The following is a 17,107-nucleotide window of genomic DNA, read 5'->3' on the forward strand; positions in this document are numbered from 1 at the left end:
AATGTATTCTCCAAAATTATAAGGCGACATCAGGCTTTGCAGCCCAGTATCCGGGTTTATTCGGGCAATAAGAGCGAATAACCAACACATCGGATACCGCATCGAACATCAACGCATTTTCATAACTGATAACTGCCGCATCAGTTCCTTCACCAAGGACACCCACATACCAACCTTGCAGGATCTGCCGGGCAATCTGCTGCTGTAATGGCAGCCATTGATGAGGCTCACCAGCGGGTAGCGGTTGTAATAAGGCCAGTTTTTGGTCAAAACCACCGATTTTACCGAGCAATACTTGATAGATTCGCTGACCAACCTGCGCATTAAGCTGGCGTTTACCCGTCAGTGCGCGGGAAACCAACATGAATCTTTCAAAATTTTGCGGTGAGGTTTGAGTTGATGCGGCGAAAGCATCTAAAGAGAGGGGGTTCATCAGGCTGCTGACCAGCCCGACACCAACATACCCTAGCAGGCGACGGCGCGAAATACCGCGCAGCTGAGGTATCGCAGAGCGAGTTACCGACATGTTTTTTCTCCACAAAAGAGCACGCGCGCAGTATTCATCTGTTAGCTAAATGGACATGCTATCGGCATAGCGTTAACAGATGCGGGTTACTGCGAGCTAAACCACCGTGTGAACACCTAACGGCAGTGGCAATCTTGACTAATGACGAATGGACTTCCCGCCTTATGGCGATGTGAGTTATAAATTAAAGATGTTAAACATTTAGTTTAGTTGTAAAGATTCGTCAAGATTATACATCCCTTAATGAGAGGGTAAAGTTAAATGTGACATACATCACACTTTGTAACCATACTGCCTAGTTATTCTCCCATTTGATTAATACATCAACTCGATTAAGGACATACGCTACCTGATGCCAAATTTTGGTGTATTCATCTGAACCATAAGTCTGCAGAAACGTGATCAGTAGTGTTTTTGTTTGCTCCAATACCGATTTATCGACTGGTTGGTTTCCATTTTTTTCAAAGAGCGCCTCTAGCGCTTCAACCTTTTTTAAGAAAGCAGCCAATTCATCACTCCATTCATTTATATGCAACCTATGTGCGATTTGTGACAATAGCCAAGGAATGTAGTAACGGCTGAGATCGGTATTCAGTACCCGATAATCCGTTAACGACCAACGGGTATTTAGCCCCCCACAGAGGGGATTATTTTTATCGTGAGTGGCACTTAATTCACAAACACCTTTTTCCATCTCAAGGATATGAGCCAAGGCCTGGTTATTAATAAGTATTGCATCTTGCGGCTTTCGTTCACTGAAATTAATTGCCTGACCAATATACTCACCCAATTTAGGACCAACAACTCCCCCTCTTAAATTTATCTTCTGCTGGTTTTCATTAATATAAAAATGTAGAATTTTATTTTCATGCCCATTAACTAAATAGTGGTGTTCATTATCTGCAATAAAATTCCACTTATGAGTATATTTATTATAGGCAATACCATTATCACAACGATACTCAATAGTATTGTCACTATAACTACTGCGATTATAGGTGAAGTTGAGTGGTAACGTCAGCCCCTGCCCCACAGGATTATTTATTAATGAGAGACATGATGCTTCTTTTAATTTTTGTTCATCACTCGATTTATTATAAGAAATTAAAGATTTGGTCTCTGCATTGTAATACACATGCATCCCTATTTTATCACCGCCCAAATAAATATTAACATCATCTATTTTATCTAAATGACTGACAACGATATCTCTGTGGCCGGACTCATTTAATGACTCCAATGTCTCTTTATATTGAAGGAAAGGTCTTACCGCAGATGACGTTATCTTCTCAATGTACGAATCATCAAACCATATTGTATTTTTGTTAATTTCAACCTCAGAATTATAACCTTGATTTCCTCGACCAAGCAGATGATTCATCATATTGGGTCGGGGCTGAAAATTCACATAAAAGCCCTGATCATCTAAAGACAGAGCAGTACCCGTACCTTTATTCACCAATACAGTTTGACCCTGTATTTTTTGAGGGAACCAAATCTGCCCTGTATTTCCTATATCGCAATAGCTAAATGCCACATCAGCAGCTAAATTACCCTTCCTACGATCTGCCGGAAGCAAACAATAAATATTACGATCAAACCCTTGTCCAGAAAATGCGGTCATAATCTGCCCTGCGTGGCTATAAAAGATAGAGGAACTTTGACTGTCGATATCGATGGGCTGCTCCTTTCGTCTTAAAAGAATACTGTGGCCGCGGCTTAAATAATAACTGTAGCTGAGATACTTTTCTGGAAACAGATTGGAGTTATAGTTAAAAACGACACCATTATTACTGGAGTACAGTTTTTTAGGTAATACACGATAAGAACTTATATCGGATATTAAACCGCATTCTTTCAGCTCAGCAGAGTTGGTATTTTTATAAAACGATGCCGTTTTTCCCGTAAATGAAAAATCACTAAAGACATCGACCTGGAGGTTTAACGGTATTTTAATAGAGGATATATTATTATTCCACTGACTAAATAACCACTCATCCTCAGTATAATAAGGCACACAGAACTTCTTTGAATCACCTTTTTCAGTATAGCCATCATTAGAGTAAAAACAGACATTATCCTCATCAAAATGATTGGACATTGAACTGTATGAAATAAAAAATAATGTATAAAATACCTTACCCAATTGATTATTGATATTCATGCTTCACCTTTTAAAATAAGTAAGCAGAAACATGCTATTTATTGGCATGGCCCGATGTGTAATAATTGGTTTTTATACTCACACACTCATAAACAGCTTAAAACAATAATCTATGGAAAATTAATTCATTTTTTATTTATATTTAAAGATAAAAACACAATTACTATTTTTCTTACAACCAACATAAAAAAAGCCTCCTAAAATATCGGAGGCTTCATTTACATCTCAAAAGAATATCTTAATGGGAAAACTTATTCCCACTCAATCGTAGCTGGTGGTTTACCACTGATATCGTAAACCACACGAGAAATACCATTGACTTCATTAATGATGCGGTTTGAAACGCGGCCCAGGAAATCGTATGGTAAATGCGCCCAATGTGCTGTCATGAAATCAATAGTTTCAACCGCACGCAGTGAAACAACCCAGTCATATTTACGACCATCGCCCATCACGCCGACAGAGCGAACCGGCAGGAACACGGTGAAAGCCTGGCTGACTTTATTGTACAGGTCTGCTTTATGCAGCTCTTCGATAAAGATAGCATCCGCGCGGCGCAGTAAATCACAATATTCTTTTTTCACTTCACCAAGAACGCGCACGCCTAAACCAGGGCCTGGGAATGGATGACGATATAGCATGTCGTATGGCAGGCCCAATTCGAGGCCGATTTTACGCACTTCATCTTTAAACAGCTCTTTCAGAGGTTCAACCAAGCCCAGTTTCATCTCTTTCGGCAAGCCGCCCACATTGTGATGCGATTTAATCACATGCGCTTTGCCGGTGGCAGATGCAGCAGATTCAATCACGTCTGGGTAGATAGTGCCCTGCGCCAGCCATTTAACTTGTTCTTGTTTACAGGCTTCTTCGTCAAATAACTCAACAAACACACGACCAATGATTTTACGTTTTGCTTCCGGCTCATCAACACCAGCCAGTGCTGCCAGGAAACGATCTTCAGCAGCAACATGAACAATATTCAGGCCGAATTTATCGCCGAACATTTCCAACACCTGATCCGCTTCATTCAAACGCAGCAGGCCGTTATCAACAAACACGCAAGTCAGGCGTTTGCCAATGGCACGATGCAGCAGCATTGCGGTCACGGATGAGTCAACACCACCAGACAGACCAAGAATCACGTGGTCTTCACCGATTTGCTCACGCAAACGCACGATAGCATCTTCAATAATGGTGGCAGGAGTCCACAGTGCTTCACAAGCACAGATATCCAGAACAAAGCGCTCCAGCAGGCGTTGACCTTGCTTGGTGTGTGTCACTTCAGGGTGGAACTGCACGCCGTAAAAACGTTTTTCTTCGTTAGCCATAATGGCAAACGGGCAGGTATCAGTGCTGGCTACGGTGACAAAGTCAGACGGGATTGCGGTAACTTTGTCGCCATGGCTCATCCAAACATCCAACACCGCTTCACCGGCTGGATTGATGGCATCTTTGATATCACGGATAAGTGCACTATCAGTTTTAATTTCAACCTGCGCATAACCGAATTCACGCTGGTTTGAACTTTCTACTTTACCGCCCAATTGCATTGCCATGGTTTGCATGCCATAGCACACACCCAACACAGGCACCCCGGCAGTGAACACATAATCAGGCGCACGTGGGCTGTCGTGTTCAGTGGTGCTTTCAGGGCCGCCGGAGAGAATAATGCCGCTGGGGTTAAATTCACGGATCTGGGCTTCGGTCACGTCCCACGCCCAGAGTTCACAATAGACACCAATCTCACGAACACGGCGCGCCACTAATTGAGTGTATTGCGAGCCGAAATCGAGGATAAGGATGCGATGTTTATGGATATTTTTTGTCATGTGCGGCGTATTCCACAGAGAAATAAAATTAAATAGTTATCATGATTATTCATAAATAATTCCAGTCGGCGAAGCCAAGAAGTTGGTTAGCGCCCGCAACACAGCATGCGCAGTTGACACCAAGTCAATGACAATGCGAGCAGCGAGCGATGACCAAATGCCGGTTTAAGCCCCTGAAATTAGCCCATGCGGTAGTTTGGTGACTCTTTAGTTATAGTCACATCATGGACATGGCTCTCTTGAATACCAGCACCACTGATACGGACAAATTCAGCTTTGGTGCGCAACTCATTGATAGTGCCGCAGCCGGTCAGCCCCATACATGAACGCAGGCCACCCATTTGTTGATGCACAATCTCTTTCAGCAGACCTTTGTAGGCCACACGCCCTTCGATACCTTCCGGTACTAATTTATCGGCAGCATTATCGGTTTGGAAATAGCGATCTGAAGAGCCTTTGGACATCGCGCCCAGTGATCCCATACCACGATAAGATTTGAATGAGCGGCCTTGATACAGTTCGATTTCACCCGGAGACTCTTCAGTCCCTGCCAGCATAGAGCCGACCATGACACATGAAGCACCCGCGGCAATGGCTTTGGCAATATCGCCAGAGAAACGAATACCGCCATCGGCAATAACCGGAATACCAGTACCTTCCAGCGCTTCGACCGCATCAGCAATCGCAGTAATCTGTGGCACACCGACACCAGTCACAATACGTGTAGTACAGATTGAACCAGGGCCGATACCCACTTTAACTGCACTCACACCGGCATCAGCCAGGGCTTTAGCCCCAGCACCTGTTGCGACGTTACCGCCAACGATTTGCAGGTTAGGGTATTTAGCGCGCGTTTCGCGAATGCGTTGTAAAACGCCTTCGGAATGACCATGAGATGAGTCGATGAGTAAAACATCAACACCAGCAGCGACCAGAGCATCGATACGCTCTTCATTGCCCGCACCGGCACCGACAGCAGCACCCACACGTAGGCGGCCATGCTCGTCTTTACAGGCGTTCGGCTTGCGCTCTGCTTTTTGGAAATCTTTTACGGTAATCATGCCGCGCAGATGGAAGCTATCGTCAACGACCAAGGCTTTCTCGACACGTTTTTCATGCATTTTTTGCAGCACAACTTCGCGGGCTTCGCCTTCTTTGACCGTCACCAAACGCTCTTTCGGTGTCATCACCGCAGTCACGGGTTGGTCCAGATCAGTGACAAAGCGAACATCACGGCCGGTAATGATCCCAACCAGCTCGTAATCTTCGGTCACTACCGGATAACCGGCGAAACCATTACGGGCGGTCAGTTCTTTAACCTGACGGAGAGTAGTAGTAGGGGTAACAGTCTGTGGCTCAGTTACAACGCCACTTTCGTGTTTTTTCACGCGGCTGACTTCTTCAGCCTGGCGCTCAATGGACATATTTTTGTGGATGAAACCTAAACCGCCCTCTTGTGCCAGCGCAATGGCCAGACGAGCTTCGGTTACAGTATCCATTGCTGCGGACAGCATAGGAATATTCAGGCGGATAGTTGCAGTCAGTTGAGTACCAAGTTCTGCCGTATTAGGCAAGACTGTGGAGTGGGCTGGAACCAGGAGAACGTCGTCAAATGTTAGAGCTTCTTTCGCGATACGTAGCATGGGCAATATCTCACCAAGGTGAATGTAAAAAGATAAAATATTGCCGTGGCATTATACAGAGCGTAATCGGTTGCCTCCAGCACTTTCTCACTATTTTTCTTGCCAAGCGGTTTGAGGCAGGTAATATCGATCAATTAAGTGCTTGTTTTAAAATTTGAACCAGGTCACATGTCACAATCTTCCGCGTCATCAATTTTTACCGTCAGCCGCCTTAATCAGACGGTGCGACAACTGCTGGAAATGGAAATGGGCCAAATTTGGCTCACTGCCGAGATTTCCAATTTCTCTCAGCCTTCGTCGGGTCACTGGTATTTCACCTTAAAAGACGATCGGGCGCAGGTGCGCTGCGCGATGTTTCGTAACACCAATCGTCGCACCACTTTTCGCCCACAAAATGGCCAACAAGTGTTGGTTAGAGCATCGATTACCCTGTATGAACCGCGTGGTGACTACCAATTAATTGCCGAAAGTATGCAACCTGCCGGCGACGGATTGTTGCAACAGCAATTTGAACAGCTTAAACAGCAACTGGCCGCTGAAGGGCTTTTCGACCAAAGCCACAAGCAACCTCTGCCCAGTCCAGCCAAACAGGTAGGGGTGATAACCTCATCCAGTGGTGCTGCTCTGCACGATGTTTTACAAGTTTTGCAACGCCGCGATCCTTCACTTCCGGTTATTATTTACCCGACAGCAGTACAAGGTGCTGATGCCCCATTGCAGATAGTCCGAGCCATTCAACTGGCTAATCTGCGGGGTGAATGTGATGTATTGATTGTCGGGCGAGGTGGTGGCTCCCTGGAGGACTTGTGGAGTTTCAATGACGAACGGGTTGCCCGCGCTATTTTTAACAGCCGGATTCCCATTGTCAGTGCGGTCGGCCATGAAACTGATGTCACTATCGCGGATTTTGTCGCCGATTTACGCGCCCCGACCCCTTCCGCCGCCGCCGAGCTGGTTAGCCGCAACCAAATAGAGTTGGTCCGGCAAATTCAGGGGCAGCAGCAGCGCATGGAAATGGCGATGGATTATTATCTGGCGCAGCGCAGCCAGCAATTCACCCGCCTTGAGCATCGGCTGCAACAGCAACATCCACATTTGCGATTGGCACGTCAGCAAACACTGCTGTTGAAGTTACAGCGCCGCCTGGAAGATAGCGCGCAAAACCAAATTCGCCTATTAGGTCGGCGCACTGAGCGGCTGCAACAACGGCTGGTTCAAGCCCAACCACAAGGGCAGATCCACCGTTATAATCAGAAAGTGCAACAACAAGAATACCGTTTGCGTCAGGCATTAGAGCGCCAGTTAAATGGCTATCGTCAGCGTTTTGGCATCGCCTGTTCACAATTGGAAGCGGTCAGCCCATTGGCGACACTAGCCCGTGGCTACAGCGTAACGCAGACCCCCGAGGGCAGCTTACTCAAAACCACAAAGCAAGTGCATACCGGCGACAAGCTAACTACCCGACTGCAAGATGGCTGGGTGGAAAGCGAAATTACTCAAATCAAAGTGGCAAAAAAGCCCCGTCAGCGTAAAGCCGCTAACTAAGTGCCGTTATTATTGCTACAGCCAATAGATCTGCCGATTGGTATTAGGCCATCGGCAGATAACTAAAACGAACGCGGCTTTTTGAAATCAGCCCATGCCCATTCTGGCAAAAATAATCAACAGCTCCACACGCTTTCAATACTTGTAGCGGTTGAGCGCAGTCAGGGCATTCAGCCTGTTGCTGATAGCTACCATGGCAGTTAGAGCAATGAAAGTGGCCACTCACTTCCGTCATTTTTTTCTGACAAACCGGACATAGCGCATCCATAAATTATCTCCACCTGTTAATGAAAACTTACATCACACCCAGTGCTCGCAAAAAGTAAATCCCTAGCGCAGTAGTGAAAAATGAGCCGACAGTCGTTATCGCGATGATATTTGCGGCCAGCGTAGCATTTCCTCCCATCGCGCGGGTCATGACATAACTGCCTGCGGCAGTTGGGGTCGCAGAAAATAGAAAAATAATACCTAAGGTTGCACCACGGAACCCCATCAGCAAGCCGCCCAAGGTCATCAATGTTGGCACGATGAATAGTTTTGCCACCGAGGATAATGCCGCCACATTAGAAGAGCGGAACATCGCATGCCAATCAAGGCTCGCGCCGGTGCAGAGTAATGCCAATGGCAGTGCCAATGCTGAGATATAGCTACCAGTCTGGACAATCACCTGGGGAATAGGTAACCGGGTTTGAGCATAAGCTAAACCGCATACCAGACCAATAATCAATGGGTTAGTCACAATACTTCGCAGCAGTGCCACTTTACTGATTTTACCACCCTGCCCACTCTGTAAGCTGCGGGTCAGGGTTATCACTGACAGCATATTAAAAAGTATCACCGTTACCGTCAGGTACATCGACCCCAGCGCAACCCCTTCATTGCCATAGGCTGTCATCGCAAACGCCAAACCAACAATCGCGGTATTGGCTCTGAAACCGCCCTGCACAAACACACCACGCTCTCGCGGATCTTTTACCAGCCACTTGGCGGCAATCTCAAGCAGCAGGAATGTCAGTAAAGTACCGACTGCACCATAGATAACCAAGGGCAAGTTATCCAGTAAGCTGACGTGATTGGTGGCAACACTGAAAAACAACAGGCAAGGCAACGCCAGATTAAACACCACACGGGTCGCGCCATCGCAGAACCGATCATCCATCAGGCCACAGCGCCGTAATAAGACGCCAATTAACATCATCAATAAGTTGGGTACTGTGACACTAAATGCAAAACTCCAGGTTTCCCAAGACATGGCTGATGTTCAACTCCTTTTGTTTACCGTCAAGTGGCCCAACATGTGGATTGCTACAGCTATTCGTTGATAACTCATGCGTCAAAAATGCAAAAAGCGCGGAATGCCCGCGCTTTGCTGATATTACTTACTTTTTTTTAAGTGCGACATCAAACGTTTACGTTTGCGCATCTGATTTGGCGTCAGAGTATTGCGCTTACCCGCAAACGGGTTCTCGCCCTCTTTAAACTGGATACGAATAGGTGTACCCATAACTTTTAATGAACGACGGAAGTAATTCATCAAGTAGCGTTTATAAGAATCCGACAGATCAGTAACCTGGTTGCCGTGAATAACCACGATCGGCGGGTTATAACCACCGGCGTGAGCATATTTCAGCTTCACACGACGACCGCGAACTAACGGAGGCTGATGATCTTCTTCTGCCATTTGCATAATGCGGGTCAGTAAGGAAGTGCCCACTCGTTTGGTTGAACAGTCATACGCTTCCTGAATGGATTCAAACAGGTTACCGACGCCGCTACCATGCAGTGCAGAGATAAAGTGAATGCGGGCAAAATCGACAAAGCCAAGGCGCAGGTCTAGCATATCTTTAACCTGAGCACGGGCTTCTTCTGACATGCCATCCCATTTATTGACCGCAATGACAAGTGAGCGCCCACTATTGAGAATAAAGCCTAACAGAGACAAATCCTGATCAGAAATACCATCACGGGCATCAATAACCAACAGCACAACGTTGGAATCTTCAATAGCCTGCAAGGTTTTAATAACTGAGAATTTCTCAACCGCTTCAGTGATTTTGCCGCGTTTACGCACACCTGCGGTATCAATCAGAATATATTCACGTTCATCACGGGTCATTGGAATATAAATGCTGTCACGCGTGGTGCCCGGCATATCATAAACCACCACACGATCTTCGCCGAGGATACGGTTAGTTAGTGTGGACTTACCTACGTTAGGACGCCCAACGATAGCCAATTTGATTGGCAAACTCAGTGGATCAAAATCATCCTCTTCGTCTGCTGGAATTTCATCTTCGTCAGCTTCTTGCGCCGCCCAATAAGCCGCGTTAGCTTCTTCGTCTGTCAGCTCAGCTTCAGGTTCTTCGGCATCCATGTAAGGCGCCATGACATCTTCAATCAGCTGAGTAACACCACGGCCGTGAGAAGCTGCGATCGCATGAACTTCACCCAAGCCTAATGAATAGAAATCAGCTGTAGCGGTATCTGGATCAATACCGTCAGTTTTGTTGGCAACCAGGAAAGTGGCTTTTTCACGGCTGCGCAGATGTTGAGCAATACCCTGATCCGCAGGCATAAGCCCGGCGCGCGCATCGACCATAAACAAGACGATATCAGCTTCTTCAATCGCCAGTAACGATTGGCCAGCCATCTTGGTTTCTACACCATCTTCTGTGCCATCAATACCTCCGGTATCGATAACAATAAACTCATGACCCTCGACCTCGGCACGACCATATTTACGGTCACGCGTTAGCCCGGGAAAATCCGCAACTAACGCATCACGGGTGTGCGTTAAGCGGTTAAATAAAGTGGATTTACCCACATTCGGGCGCCCGACCAGCGCGATGACAGGTATCATTGTTGGAGCCTCATTACTTAATTTTCAAAGCGTTACAGCACTGTACCGAACGTTCAACAGCGCAGTTTTTAGAAGACAAACGGCCCCTGAATATCAGGAGCCGCTTTGAACCCTTCCTCCTTGAAGTTGCAGCGGTGTTACTTACTGCAACGCCAGTGGCTTGGGTATTAACCTGTCAGACAGGCATTTTAAATAAGGATTAACGGGTGAACGCGTATACCGTGCCGCCTCTTGCCTGCACCAGCAACTTATCGCTGGCAACCACAGGCGCACTCAGGAAACCGGAGCTATCTACGCTCTGCTGAGCAACAAAACGACCATCAGTGGTATTCACCCAGTGCAGATAACCTTCAGCATCACCTACAACCAGATAACCATTATACATCACAGGAGCCGTCAAGTTACGATGTAATAAATCGCTTTGACTCCAAAGGGTTACGCCACCATCGGCTTTCAGCGCAACAATGCGGTCATTCTGATCGACCAGATAAATATTGCCGCCATCAACAATGATGTCATTGACTGAACCCATTTCACGCTTCCACAGAATCTGACCAGAGCGCAGATCCAGTGCAGTCAGGTTGCCGTTGTATGCCAGAGCATAAACAACACCATCTACAACAACAGGTGTGGTATCAACATCATTCAGGCGATCAATTTCAGTCGTCCCAGTCACTTGAGAGATACGCTGTTGCCAGATCAACTGACCTTGCTCCAGCATCACAGCGCTCACGCGGCCATTGTCGCCACCGACAAGTGCAGCACCAAATGCAACTGTTGGCGCTGATTCACCACGCAGAGACAATGCTGGTGTATCCAGGTTCAGTGTCCATTTAATAGCACCGTCAGATTCATTCAGTGCCTGCAACATGCCGTTCGAGGTGTGAATTAGTACCACACCATCACTGACAACGGGGCGGGACAAGGCTTCACCAGCGACTACCGTCTGCCAGGCAATCTGTCCATCATCAGAGTTCAACGCATAAACCACCGCTTTCTCACTACCGACATACACATGAGCGCCGGAAGCGGTTACGCCACCAGATAACATTGCTGAACGATTGCTAGAGAGGAAATTGGTTTTCTCAGACAGGTCGGTTTGCCAAATTTGTTTGCCCGTATCGGCTTCCATCGCTTTCACCAAACCTTTACGGTCTGCGGCAAAGACAGAGGTTCCCTGCCAGGCTGGGCGCAAATGTGAGTAATAATCACCGACACCACCACCCACAGAAGTGCTCCACACTTTTGTCGGCGTGAATTGATTCTCAACTTTTGGCAGTGGTGACATGGTAACCACATCTTCTTCACTGTTAAACAGTGAACAACCACTCAATAGGGCAACAGAGACCAGTCCTACTAAGAGTGTTTTACGCAATTGCATGGGAATACCCCTTAGCTGGACAAATTATTCAATTTCATGCGCAACAATGCTTGCAGCGCCTGAGAAGCATTTGATTCGACGCCTTTGCTGTAAGCTGCTCGTGCACCTGCGGTGTCACCTTTGCTTAATAAGGCGTCGCCACGAACATCTTGTGCCATCGCAGTCCAGCCGTCGCCTTGCACTGCATCCAGTGTTTTCAATGCTTCATCCGGTTTTTTCAATTGCAATTGCAAACGGGCAAGACGCAGATTAATCAGCGACAGCAGGTTTTCATCTTTTGTCTGGCCCAATGCTTGGGTAAGCTGCTGCGCCGCTTTATCAAACTCATTTTGCTCAACAAAGTGGTGAGCCAGCTCTAACCCGGCAAGTACACCGTAGTTATTTTTATTGCCCTGAACAAATTTTTCAGCAACAGCAACACCATCAGCACTATTGGCTGACAAAGCATCACTGGCTTGTTGATAGGCAGAGGAGGCTTCCGTCAAGACAGTGTTTTGATGACTCTGCCAGTAACGCCAACCCACTAATGCACCAATCCCGAGCACCACACCCACGGCCAGCGCTTTACCATTCTCACTAAAGAAACGGCGCACTGCATCAACCTGGTCATTTTCAGTGGTATAGACTTCCACGGTGTCTCTCTCCTTAACCCAACATCAAAGCCAGACGCGCAGCAACATCCGCTTGCGCCAGCGTTTCTTGTTCACCATTCCGCAAATCTTTTACGACCACTTGCTGTGCCGCTACTTCGCTTTCGCCAAGTATTAATGCTACGCGCGCGCCCCACTTATCAGCACGAGTAATTTGCTTTTTGAAATTACCGCCGCCGTAATTGGTCATTAATTTCAGCGTTGGCATAACATCACGCACACGTTCAGCCAACCGCATCGCAGCACTTTGCGTCCCCTCACCCGATGAGATGAGATACACATCAATGGTTGCGGGTACTTTGAATTCTGGGTTAACAGCCTGCACGAGCAGAACCAAGCGCTCAAGCCCCATTGCGAAGCCAACAGCCGGTGTTGCTCGACCACCTAGCTGCTCAACCAAACCGTCGTAACGTCCACCGGCACAGACTGTACCTTGTGCGCCCAAGCTGTTGGTTACCCATTCAAATACCGTACGGTTGTAATAATCCAAACCACGAACTAAACGCTCATTTACGGTATATGGGATGCCAGCCTCATCTAAAAGTTCACACAAGCCAGCAAAATGTTGTTTTGATTCATCATCCAGATAATCAGACAGCTTAGGTGCATCATTAAGCAACAACTGAACATCTGGGTTCTTGGAATCCAACACACGTAACGGATTGCTGTACATGCGGCGCTTACAATCTTCGTCCAACACATCAACATGTTGTTCAAGGAAAGCCACCAAGGCTTCACGGTAATCAGCACGCGCAGCCAATGACCCAATGGAGTTCAATTCAAGCTGCACATGCTCTGAAATCCCAAGCGCACGCCACCAACGAGCCGTCAGTAGAATCAATTCTGCATCAATATCAGGCCCTTGTAGACCAAAAACTTCCGCACCTAACTGATGGAATTGACGGTAACGCCCTTTCTGTGGGCGCTCATAGCGAAACATCGGGCCGATGTACCACAGACGCTGTTCCTGATTGTACAGTAGACCATGTTCGATACCTGCGCGCACGCACCCTGCAGTACCTTCCGGACGCAGTGTCAGACTTTCGCCATTGCGATCATCAAAGGTATACATCTCTTTCTCAACCACATCGGTGACTTCACCGATGGCACGTTTGAATAACGGGGTCTGCTCTACAATCGGCATACGGATTTCGCTGTAACCATAGCCTGCCAGCACTTGCTTTAAGATGCCTTCAATCCGCTGCCATATTGCCGTATCGGCTGGCAGGTAGTCGTTCATACCACGAATGGCTTGAATGTTCTTTGCCACGTCTGTTCTCTGTAGTTTTATACCCAATTCACCTGATGTTGCTACGGTGTCGGCAGCAACGCCAGCCACATTGGGCATAGTGCAAAAAATAAAACCAATTATAGAGGTTTGCCGCCCCTATATTCAATGGCGACAATTTGTTACCTCTACAGGCTCAATATAAAGCGGGCCATGCCCGCTTTTTTTGTATTCAACGATAACAACTGATCGAGCTACTTATTTTTCTTCCAGCATATTGATAACTATTCGGTTATTTGCATCAAGCATCGATGCTTTTGCACGAATTTTAGCTTCTAACTGGTCGATCATTTTTTCATTATCAAAACGTTCTTTCTGACGAACACCATCCTCGTAGAAACCACTTTTATTATGGGCACCGGTTACGCCGATAGTCGAGACCAATGCCTCGCCCGGCCCATTGACCACGCAGCCAATGATAGAGACATCCATTGGGGTAATCAGGTCTTCTAACCGCTGTTCCAGCGCATTGACAGTACCAATAACATCAAACTCTTGGCGGGAACAGGTTGGACAGGCAATAAAGTTGATCCCGCGAGAACGGATCCGCAGCGATTTTAGGATATCAAAACCGACTTTGACTTCTTCTACCGGATCAGCAGCCAGCGAGATACGTAAAGTATCGCCAATACCTTCTGACAACAACAGACCCAAACCAATAGCAGATTTCACAGAACCACTTCGCGCACCACCGGCTTCAGTTATGCCAAGGTGCAACGGATTATTAATTTGTTTGGCCAACAGACGGTAGGAGTTTACAGCCAGAAAAACATCTGAGGCTTTAACGCTGACTTTAAACTGATCAAAATTGAGACGATCAAGGATGTCGACATGACGCATCGCGGACTCAAGCAGGGCTTCCGGTGTAGGTTCACCATATTTTTCCTGAATATCTTTTTCCAGCGATCCGCCATTGATACCAATACGAATAGGAATATTGTGGTGGCGAGCGCAATCAACTACAGAACGAATACGCTCTTCCGAACCTATGTTTCCGGGGTTAATTCTCAGGCAGTCAACACCATACTCCGCAACTTTCAACGCAATACGGTAATCAAAGTGGATATCAGCAACCAAGGGGACATTTGACTGCTGTTTGATTAACTTAAATGCCTCAGCCGCATCCATGGTCGGTACTGAAACTCGCACGATATCCACACCAACGCGTTCCAATGCCTTAATTTGAGCAACCGTTGCAGCAACATCAGTGGTCTTCGTATTAGTCATCGATTGCACAGCAATCGGTGCACCATCACCAATTGGCACTTTACCGACGTAAATCCGAGTCGATTTACGGCGGGTAATTGGGGGTTCGTTATGCATTACACACTCTCCTTTACAGTCGTGTAGTTTTCGCAACGCAGTAGTCTTTCAAAACCATTCTCTTTCACAAGACAATAGTCGTTTGTTAGAACCACAGAGTTGTTTGTCAAAAACACAATATTACTCTACACCGACAGTCAGGCGGGCTACGCGATTAGCCTTAATAAACTTACTCAAATCTACTGGATTACCCTGATACGTAATGGTTAATGCACCTGGAGCACCAATGGTCAGCTTATAGGGAGCTTTCCCTGATAGATTCAGGGTCGCGCCCCCTTTTTGGATACCACTAAATAATGTTTTTCCTGTAGCATCGACAACCTGTAACCAACAGTCAGCGGTAAAATTCATGACTAATGAGCCGACAGATGATGCCGCACCCGTCACTCCAGCATCTGCTGTAGGCAGGGGTGATTGTGCAGGAGAAACATCAGGCAAAGGTGCCTGACTTGGAGAAACAACTACAGACTCCGCTGAAGTTGTTCCTTGAGGTGCTGTTGTGTTGACACCGCTGTTCGCCGTATCCACTGGCGCTGAACTACTGTTCGTCGCACCATTATCAGTTGGGGTCGCAGGCTGGCTATTCGCGGCTGGTGCTTGAGTTTCTACCGGAGTCGCGGGATCGCTATTATCATCAGACAGCGGCACAGATTGCCCGCCATTTTGCGACAGTTGAGCAGAAGACTGATCAGCCATAGTGACTATTTCTGCTTGCTGCGCCTGATGATTTTGCCACCACCACGCTCCCGTCAGACCGAGCACAACCAACACAATAAGCCAGGTGAAACTCATCAACCAGCCATCACGTTTTTTATGCTTTTTGCCCAATGAAAAACTTTGCATCGGGGCAACTTTTGCCGCTCTGATTGGCGCTTGTTTTGCCAACATAGGTAACAGTTCATCTTCGGGAAGATGGACTAATTTAGCGTAAGAACGAATGTAACCACGGTGGAATGTCGAGGCGAGATTAGCTTGTGCTTTATCCTCCTCAATATCACGGATTGTGGATACTTTCAGACACAGACGTTCGGCAACCATCTGCTGAGTGAGCCCGAGTGCTTCACGGGCCTGACGCAGGCGCACACCTGTCGTCTCTGGAACAGTTTGATCTTGGGAGGCTTCAGTATTCATTAGCTAGAAAATGCTGGTACTGTTTGGATTGTGGAAAACTTCGCGCAAGCTGCTTGCCATAGCGTTGAACACTATCTTGACGGCCTGCTAGCGCGGCGAAACGAATTTGTAACCATAAACTTTCAGCACTGGCTGGAAGTACATGTTGGTAAACATCCAGTAATAGTTGCGCCTGAGCGCGATTCCCTTCTCCAAAATGCCTTTGAGCTTCTGCAAGCAGCGGCTCACCTTTATCCGGATCATACTTCAATGCCCGGCTCAGGAGTACCCGAGCCTGTTCATTTTGATTAGCCCGTAAAAAGCAATATCCCGCGTTTTCCAGACTATCTGCAACCTGACCGTAATCAGGCGACAGCACCGCTGCGCTAAACTGTTGTTGAGCCGGTACATACTGCCCTAAACTACACAGAAACGCACCGTAATTATTCAGTACAGTGCCATTTCCCGGTGCCAGTTTCATCGCTTGCTGATAGCGCTGCTCTGCTGCATCGTTTTCACCAATGCGCTGCTCATAAAAAGCCATACCCAATTGAGCACGATAATCCTGTGGATCCGCCGTTACAGCCTTCTCAAGATTCTGCCGCGCAGCATTAAGATCACCTTGCGCCAGATATTCTAAACCCAGTTGTAAACGTGTTTGCCCTGCCGCGGTTTGGTTCACTTTTTCTGGTGATGAACCAGAACAGCCAGCCAATACGGTCGCTATCAGGCAAACTCTCCACAGTTTTGTCAGCTTCATGCTTGCTCAATTATCCTTATATGTGGAA

The 17,107-nt window shown here is 47.1% G+C and carries 14 protein-coding genes; 1 reads left to right on the forward strand and 13 read right to left on the reverse strand.

Features of this window, described 5'->3' with window-relative positions; genetic code table 11:
- Positions 1–16: 16 nt before the first annotated feature.
- The 4 genes from FTB31_RS05370 to guaB form a co-directional block, all read right to left on the reverse strand.
- The gene (locus FTB31_RS05370; protein WP_050076366.1) at positions 17–526 is read right to left on the reverse strand and encodes a sugar dehydrogenase complex small subunit; all 510 of its coding nucleotides are present in this window, start codon (positions 524–526) and stop codon (positions 17–19) included.
- A gap of 295 nt (positions 527–821) precedes the next feature.
- Complete coding sequence (locus tag FTB31_RS05375) at positions 822–2,690, reverse strand: hypothetical protein (RefSeq protein WP_227731184.1); 1,869 nt, start codon at positions 2,688–2,690, stop codon at positions 822–824.
- Positions 2,691–2,941: 251 nt separating this feature from the next.
- Positions 2,942–4,519, reverse strand: coding sequence for a glutamine-hydrolyzing GMP synthase (gene guaA / locus FTB31_RS05380; protein WP_050076369.1), 1,578 nt, complete (start codon positions 4,517–4,519; stop codon positions 2,942–2,944).
- A 179-nt stretch (positions 4,520–4,698) separates the two neighbouring features.
- On the reverse strand, positions 4,699–6,162 hold the full coding sequence (gene guaB / locus FTB31_RS05385; protein WP_005172545.1) for an IMP dehydrogenase: 1,464 nt from the start codon (positions 6,160–6,162) through the stop codon (positions 4,699–4,701).
- Positions 6,163–6,330: 168 nt separating this feature from the next.
- Here guaB and xseA point away from each other — a divergent pair, with 168 nt between their 5' ends.
- A complete protein-coding gene (gene xseA / locus FTB31_RS05390) occupies positions 6,331–7,707 on the forward strand; it encodes an exodeoxyribonuclease VII large subunit (RefSeq protein WP_227728910.1) in 1,377 nt (458 codons plus the stop codon).
- Positions 7,708–7,750: 43 nt separating this feature from the next.
- On the opposite strand, the gene FTB31_RS05395 is transcribed toward xseA, so the two are convergent.
- The 9 genes from FTB31_RS05395 to pilW all read right to left on the reverse strand — a co-directional run bounded on the left by FTB31_RS05395 (position 7,751) and on the right by pilW (position 17,079).
- Entirely contained in the window at positions 7,751–7,975 is a 225-nt protein-coding gene (locus tag FTB31_RS05395) for a zinc ribbon domain-containing protein (protein WP_050076370.1), read from the reverse strand.
- Between the two features lie 27 nt (positions 7,976–8,002).
- Positions 8,003–8,959 (reverse strand): AEC family transporter, encoded by a 957-nt coding sequence (locus FTB31_RS05400; protein ID WP_077173744.1) that lies wholly within the window; start codon positions 8,957–8,959, stop codon positions 8,003–8,005.
- Between the two features lie 123 nt (positions 8,960–9,082).
- Positions 9,083–10,567: a ribosome biogenesis GTPase Der gene (gene der, locus FTB31_RS05405; RefSeq protein WP_019081817.1), complete on the reverse strand. Its 1,485-nt coding sequence runs from the start codon at positions 10,565–10,567 to the stop codon at positions 9,083–9,085.
- A gap of 199 nt (positions 10,568–10,766) precedes the next feature.
- On the reverse strand, positions 10,767–11,948 hold the full coding sequence (bamB, locus tag FTB31_RS05410) for an outer membrane protein assembly factor BamB (RefSeq protein ID WP_050076372.1): 1,182 nt from the start codon (positions 11,946–11,948) through the stop codon (positions 10,767–10,769).
- 11 nt (positions 11,949–11,959) lie between these two features.
- The gene (locus FTB31_RS05415; RefSeq protein WP_077173743.1) at positions 11,960–12,580 is read right to left on the reverse strand and encodes a YfgM family protein; all 621 of its coding nucleotides are present in this window, start codon (positions 12,578–12,580) and stop codon (positions 11,960–11,962) included.
- A 13-nt stretch (positions 12,581–12,593) separates the two neighbouring features.
- Positions 12,594–13,868, reverse strand: a complete 1,275-nt coding sequence (gene hisS / locus FTB31_RS05420; RefSeq protein WP_077174120.1) for a histidine--tRNA ligase — start codon at positions 13,866–13,868, stop codon at positions 12,594–12,596.
- Positions 13,869–14,084: 216 nt separating this feature from the next.
- Positions 14,085–15,209: a flavodoxin-dependent (E)-4-hydroxy-3-methylbut-2-enyl-diphosphate synthase gene (gene ispG, locus FTB31_RS05425; RefSeq protein WP_077173742.1), complete on the reverse strand. Its 1,125-nt coding sequence runs from the start codon at positions 15,207–15,209 to the stop codon at positions 14,085–14,087.
- A 120-nt stretch (positions 15,210–15,329) separates the two neighbouring features.
- Complete coding sequence (gene rodZ, locus FTB31_RS05430) at positions 15,330–16,340, reverse strand: cytoskeleton protein RodZ (protein WP_050076377.1); 1,011 nt, start codon at positions 16,338–16,340, stop codon at positions 15,330–15,332.
- A complete protein-coding gene (pilW, locus tag FTB31_RS05435; RefSeq protein ID WP_050076378.1) occupies positions 16,330–17,079 on the reverse strand; it encodes a type IV pilus biogenesis/stability protein PilW in 750 nt (249 codons plus the stop codon). The genes rodZ and pilW overlap by 11 nt, the downstream gene beginning before the upstream one ends.
- Positions 17,080–17,107: the final 28 nt, after the last annotated feature.

This window comes from Yersinia proxima, assembly GCF_902170785.1.
GTDB lineage: Bacteria > Pseudomonadota > Gammaproteobacteria > Enterobacterales > Enterobacteriaceae > Yersinia > Yersinia proxima.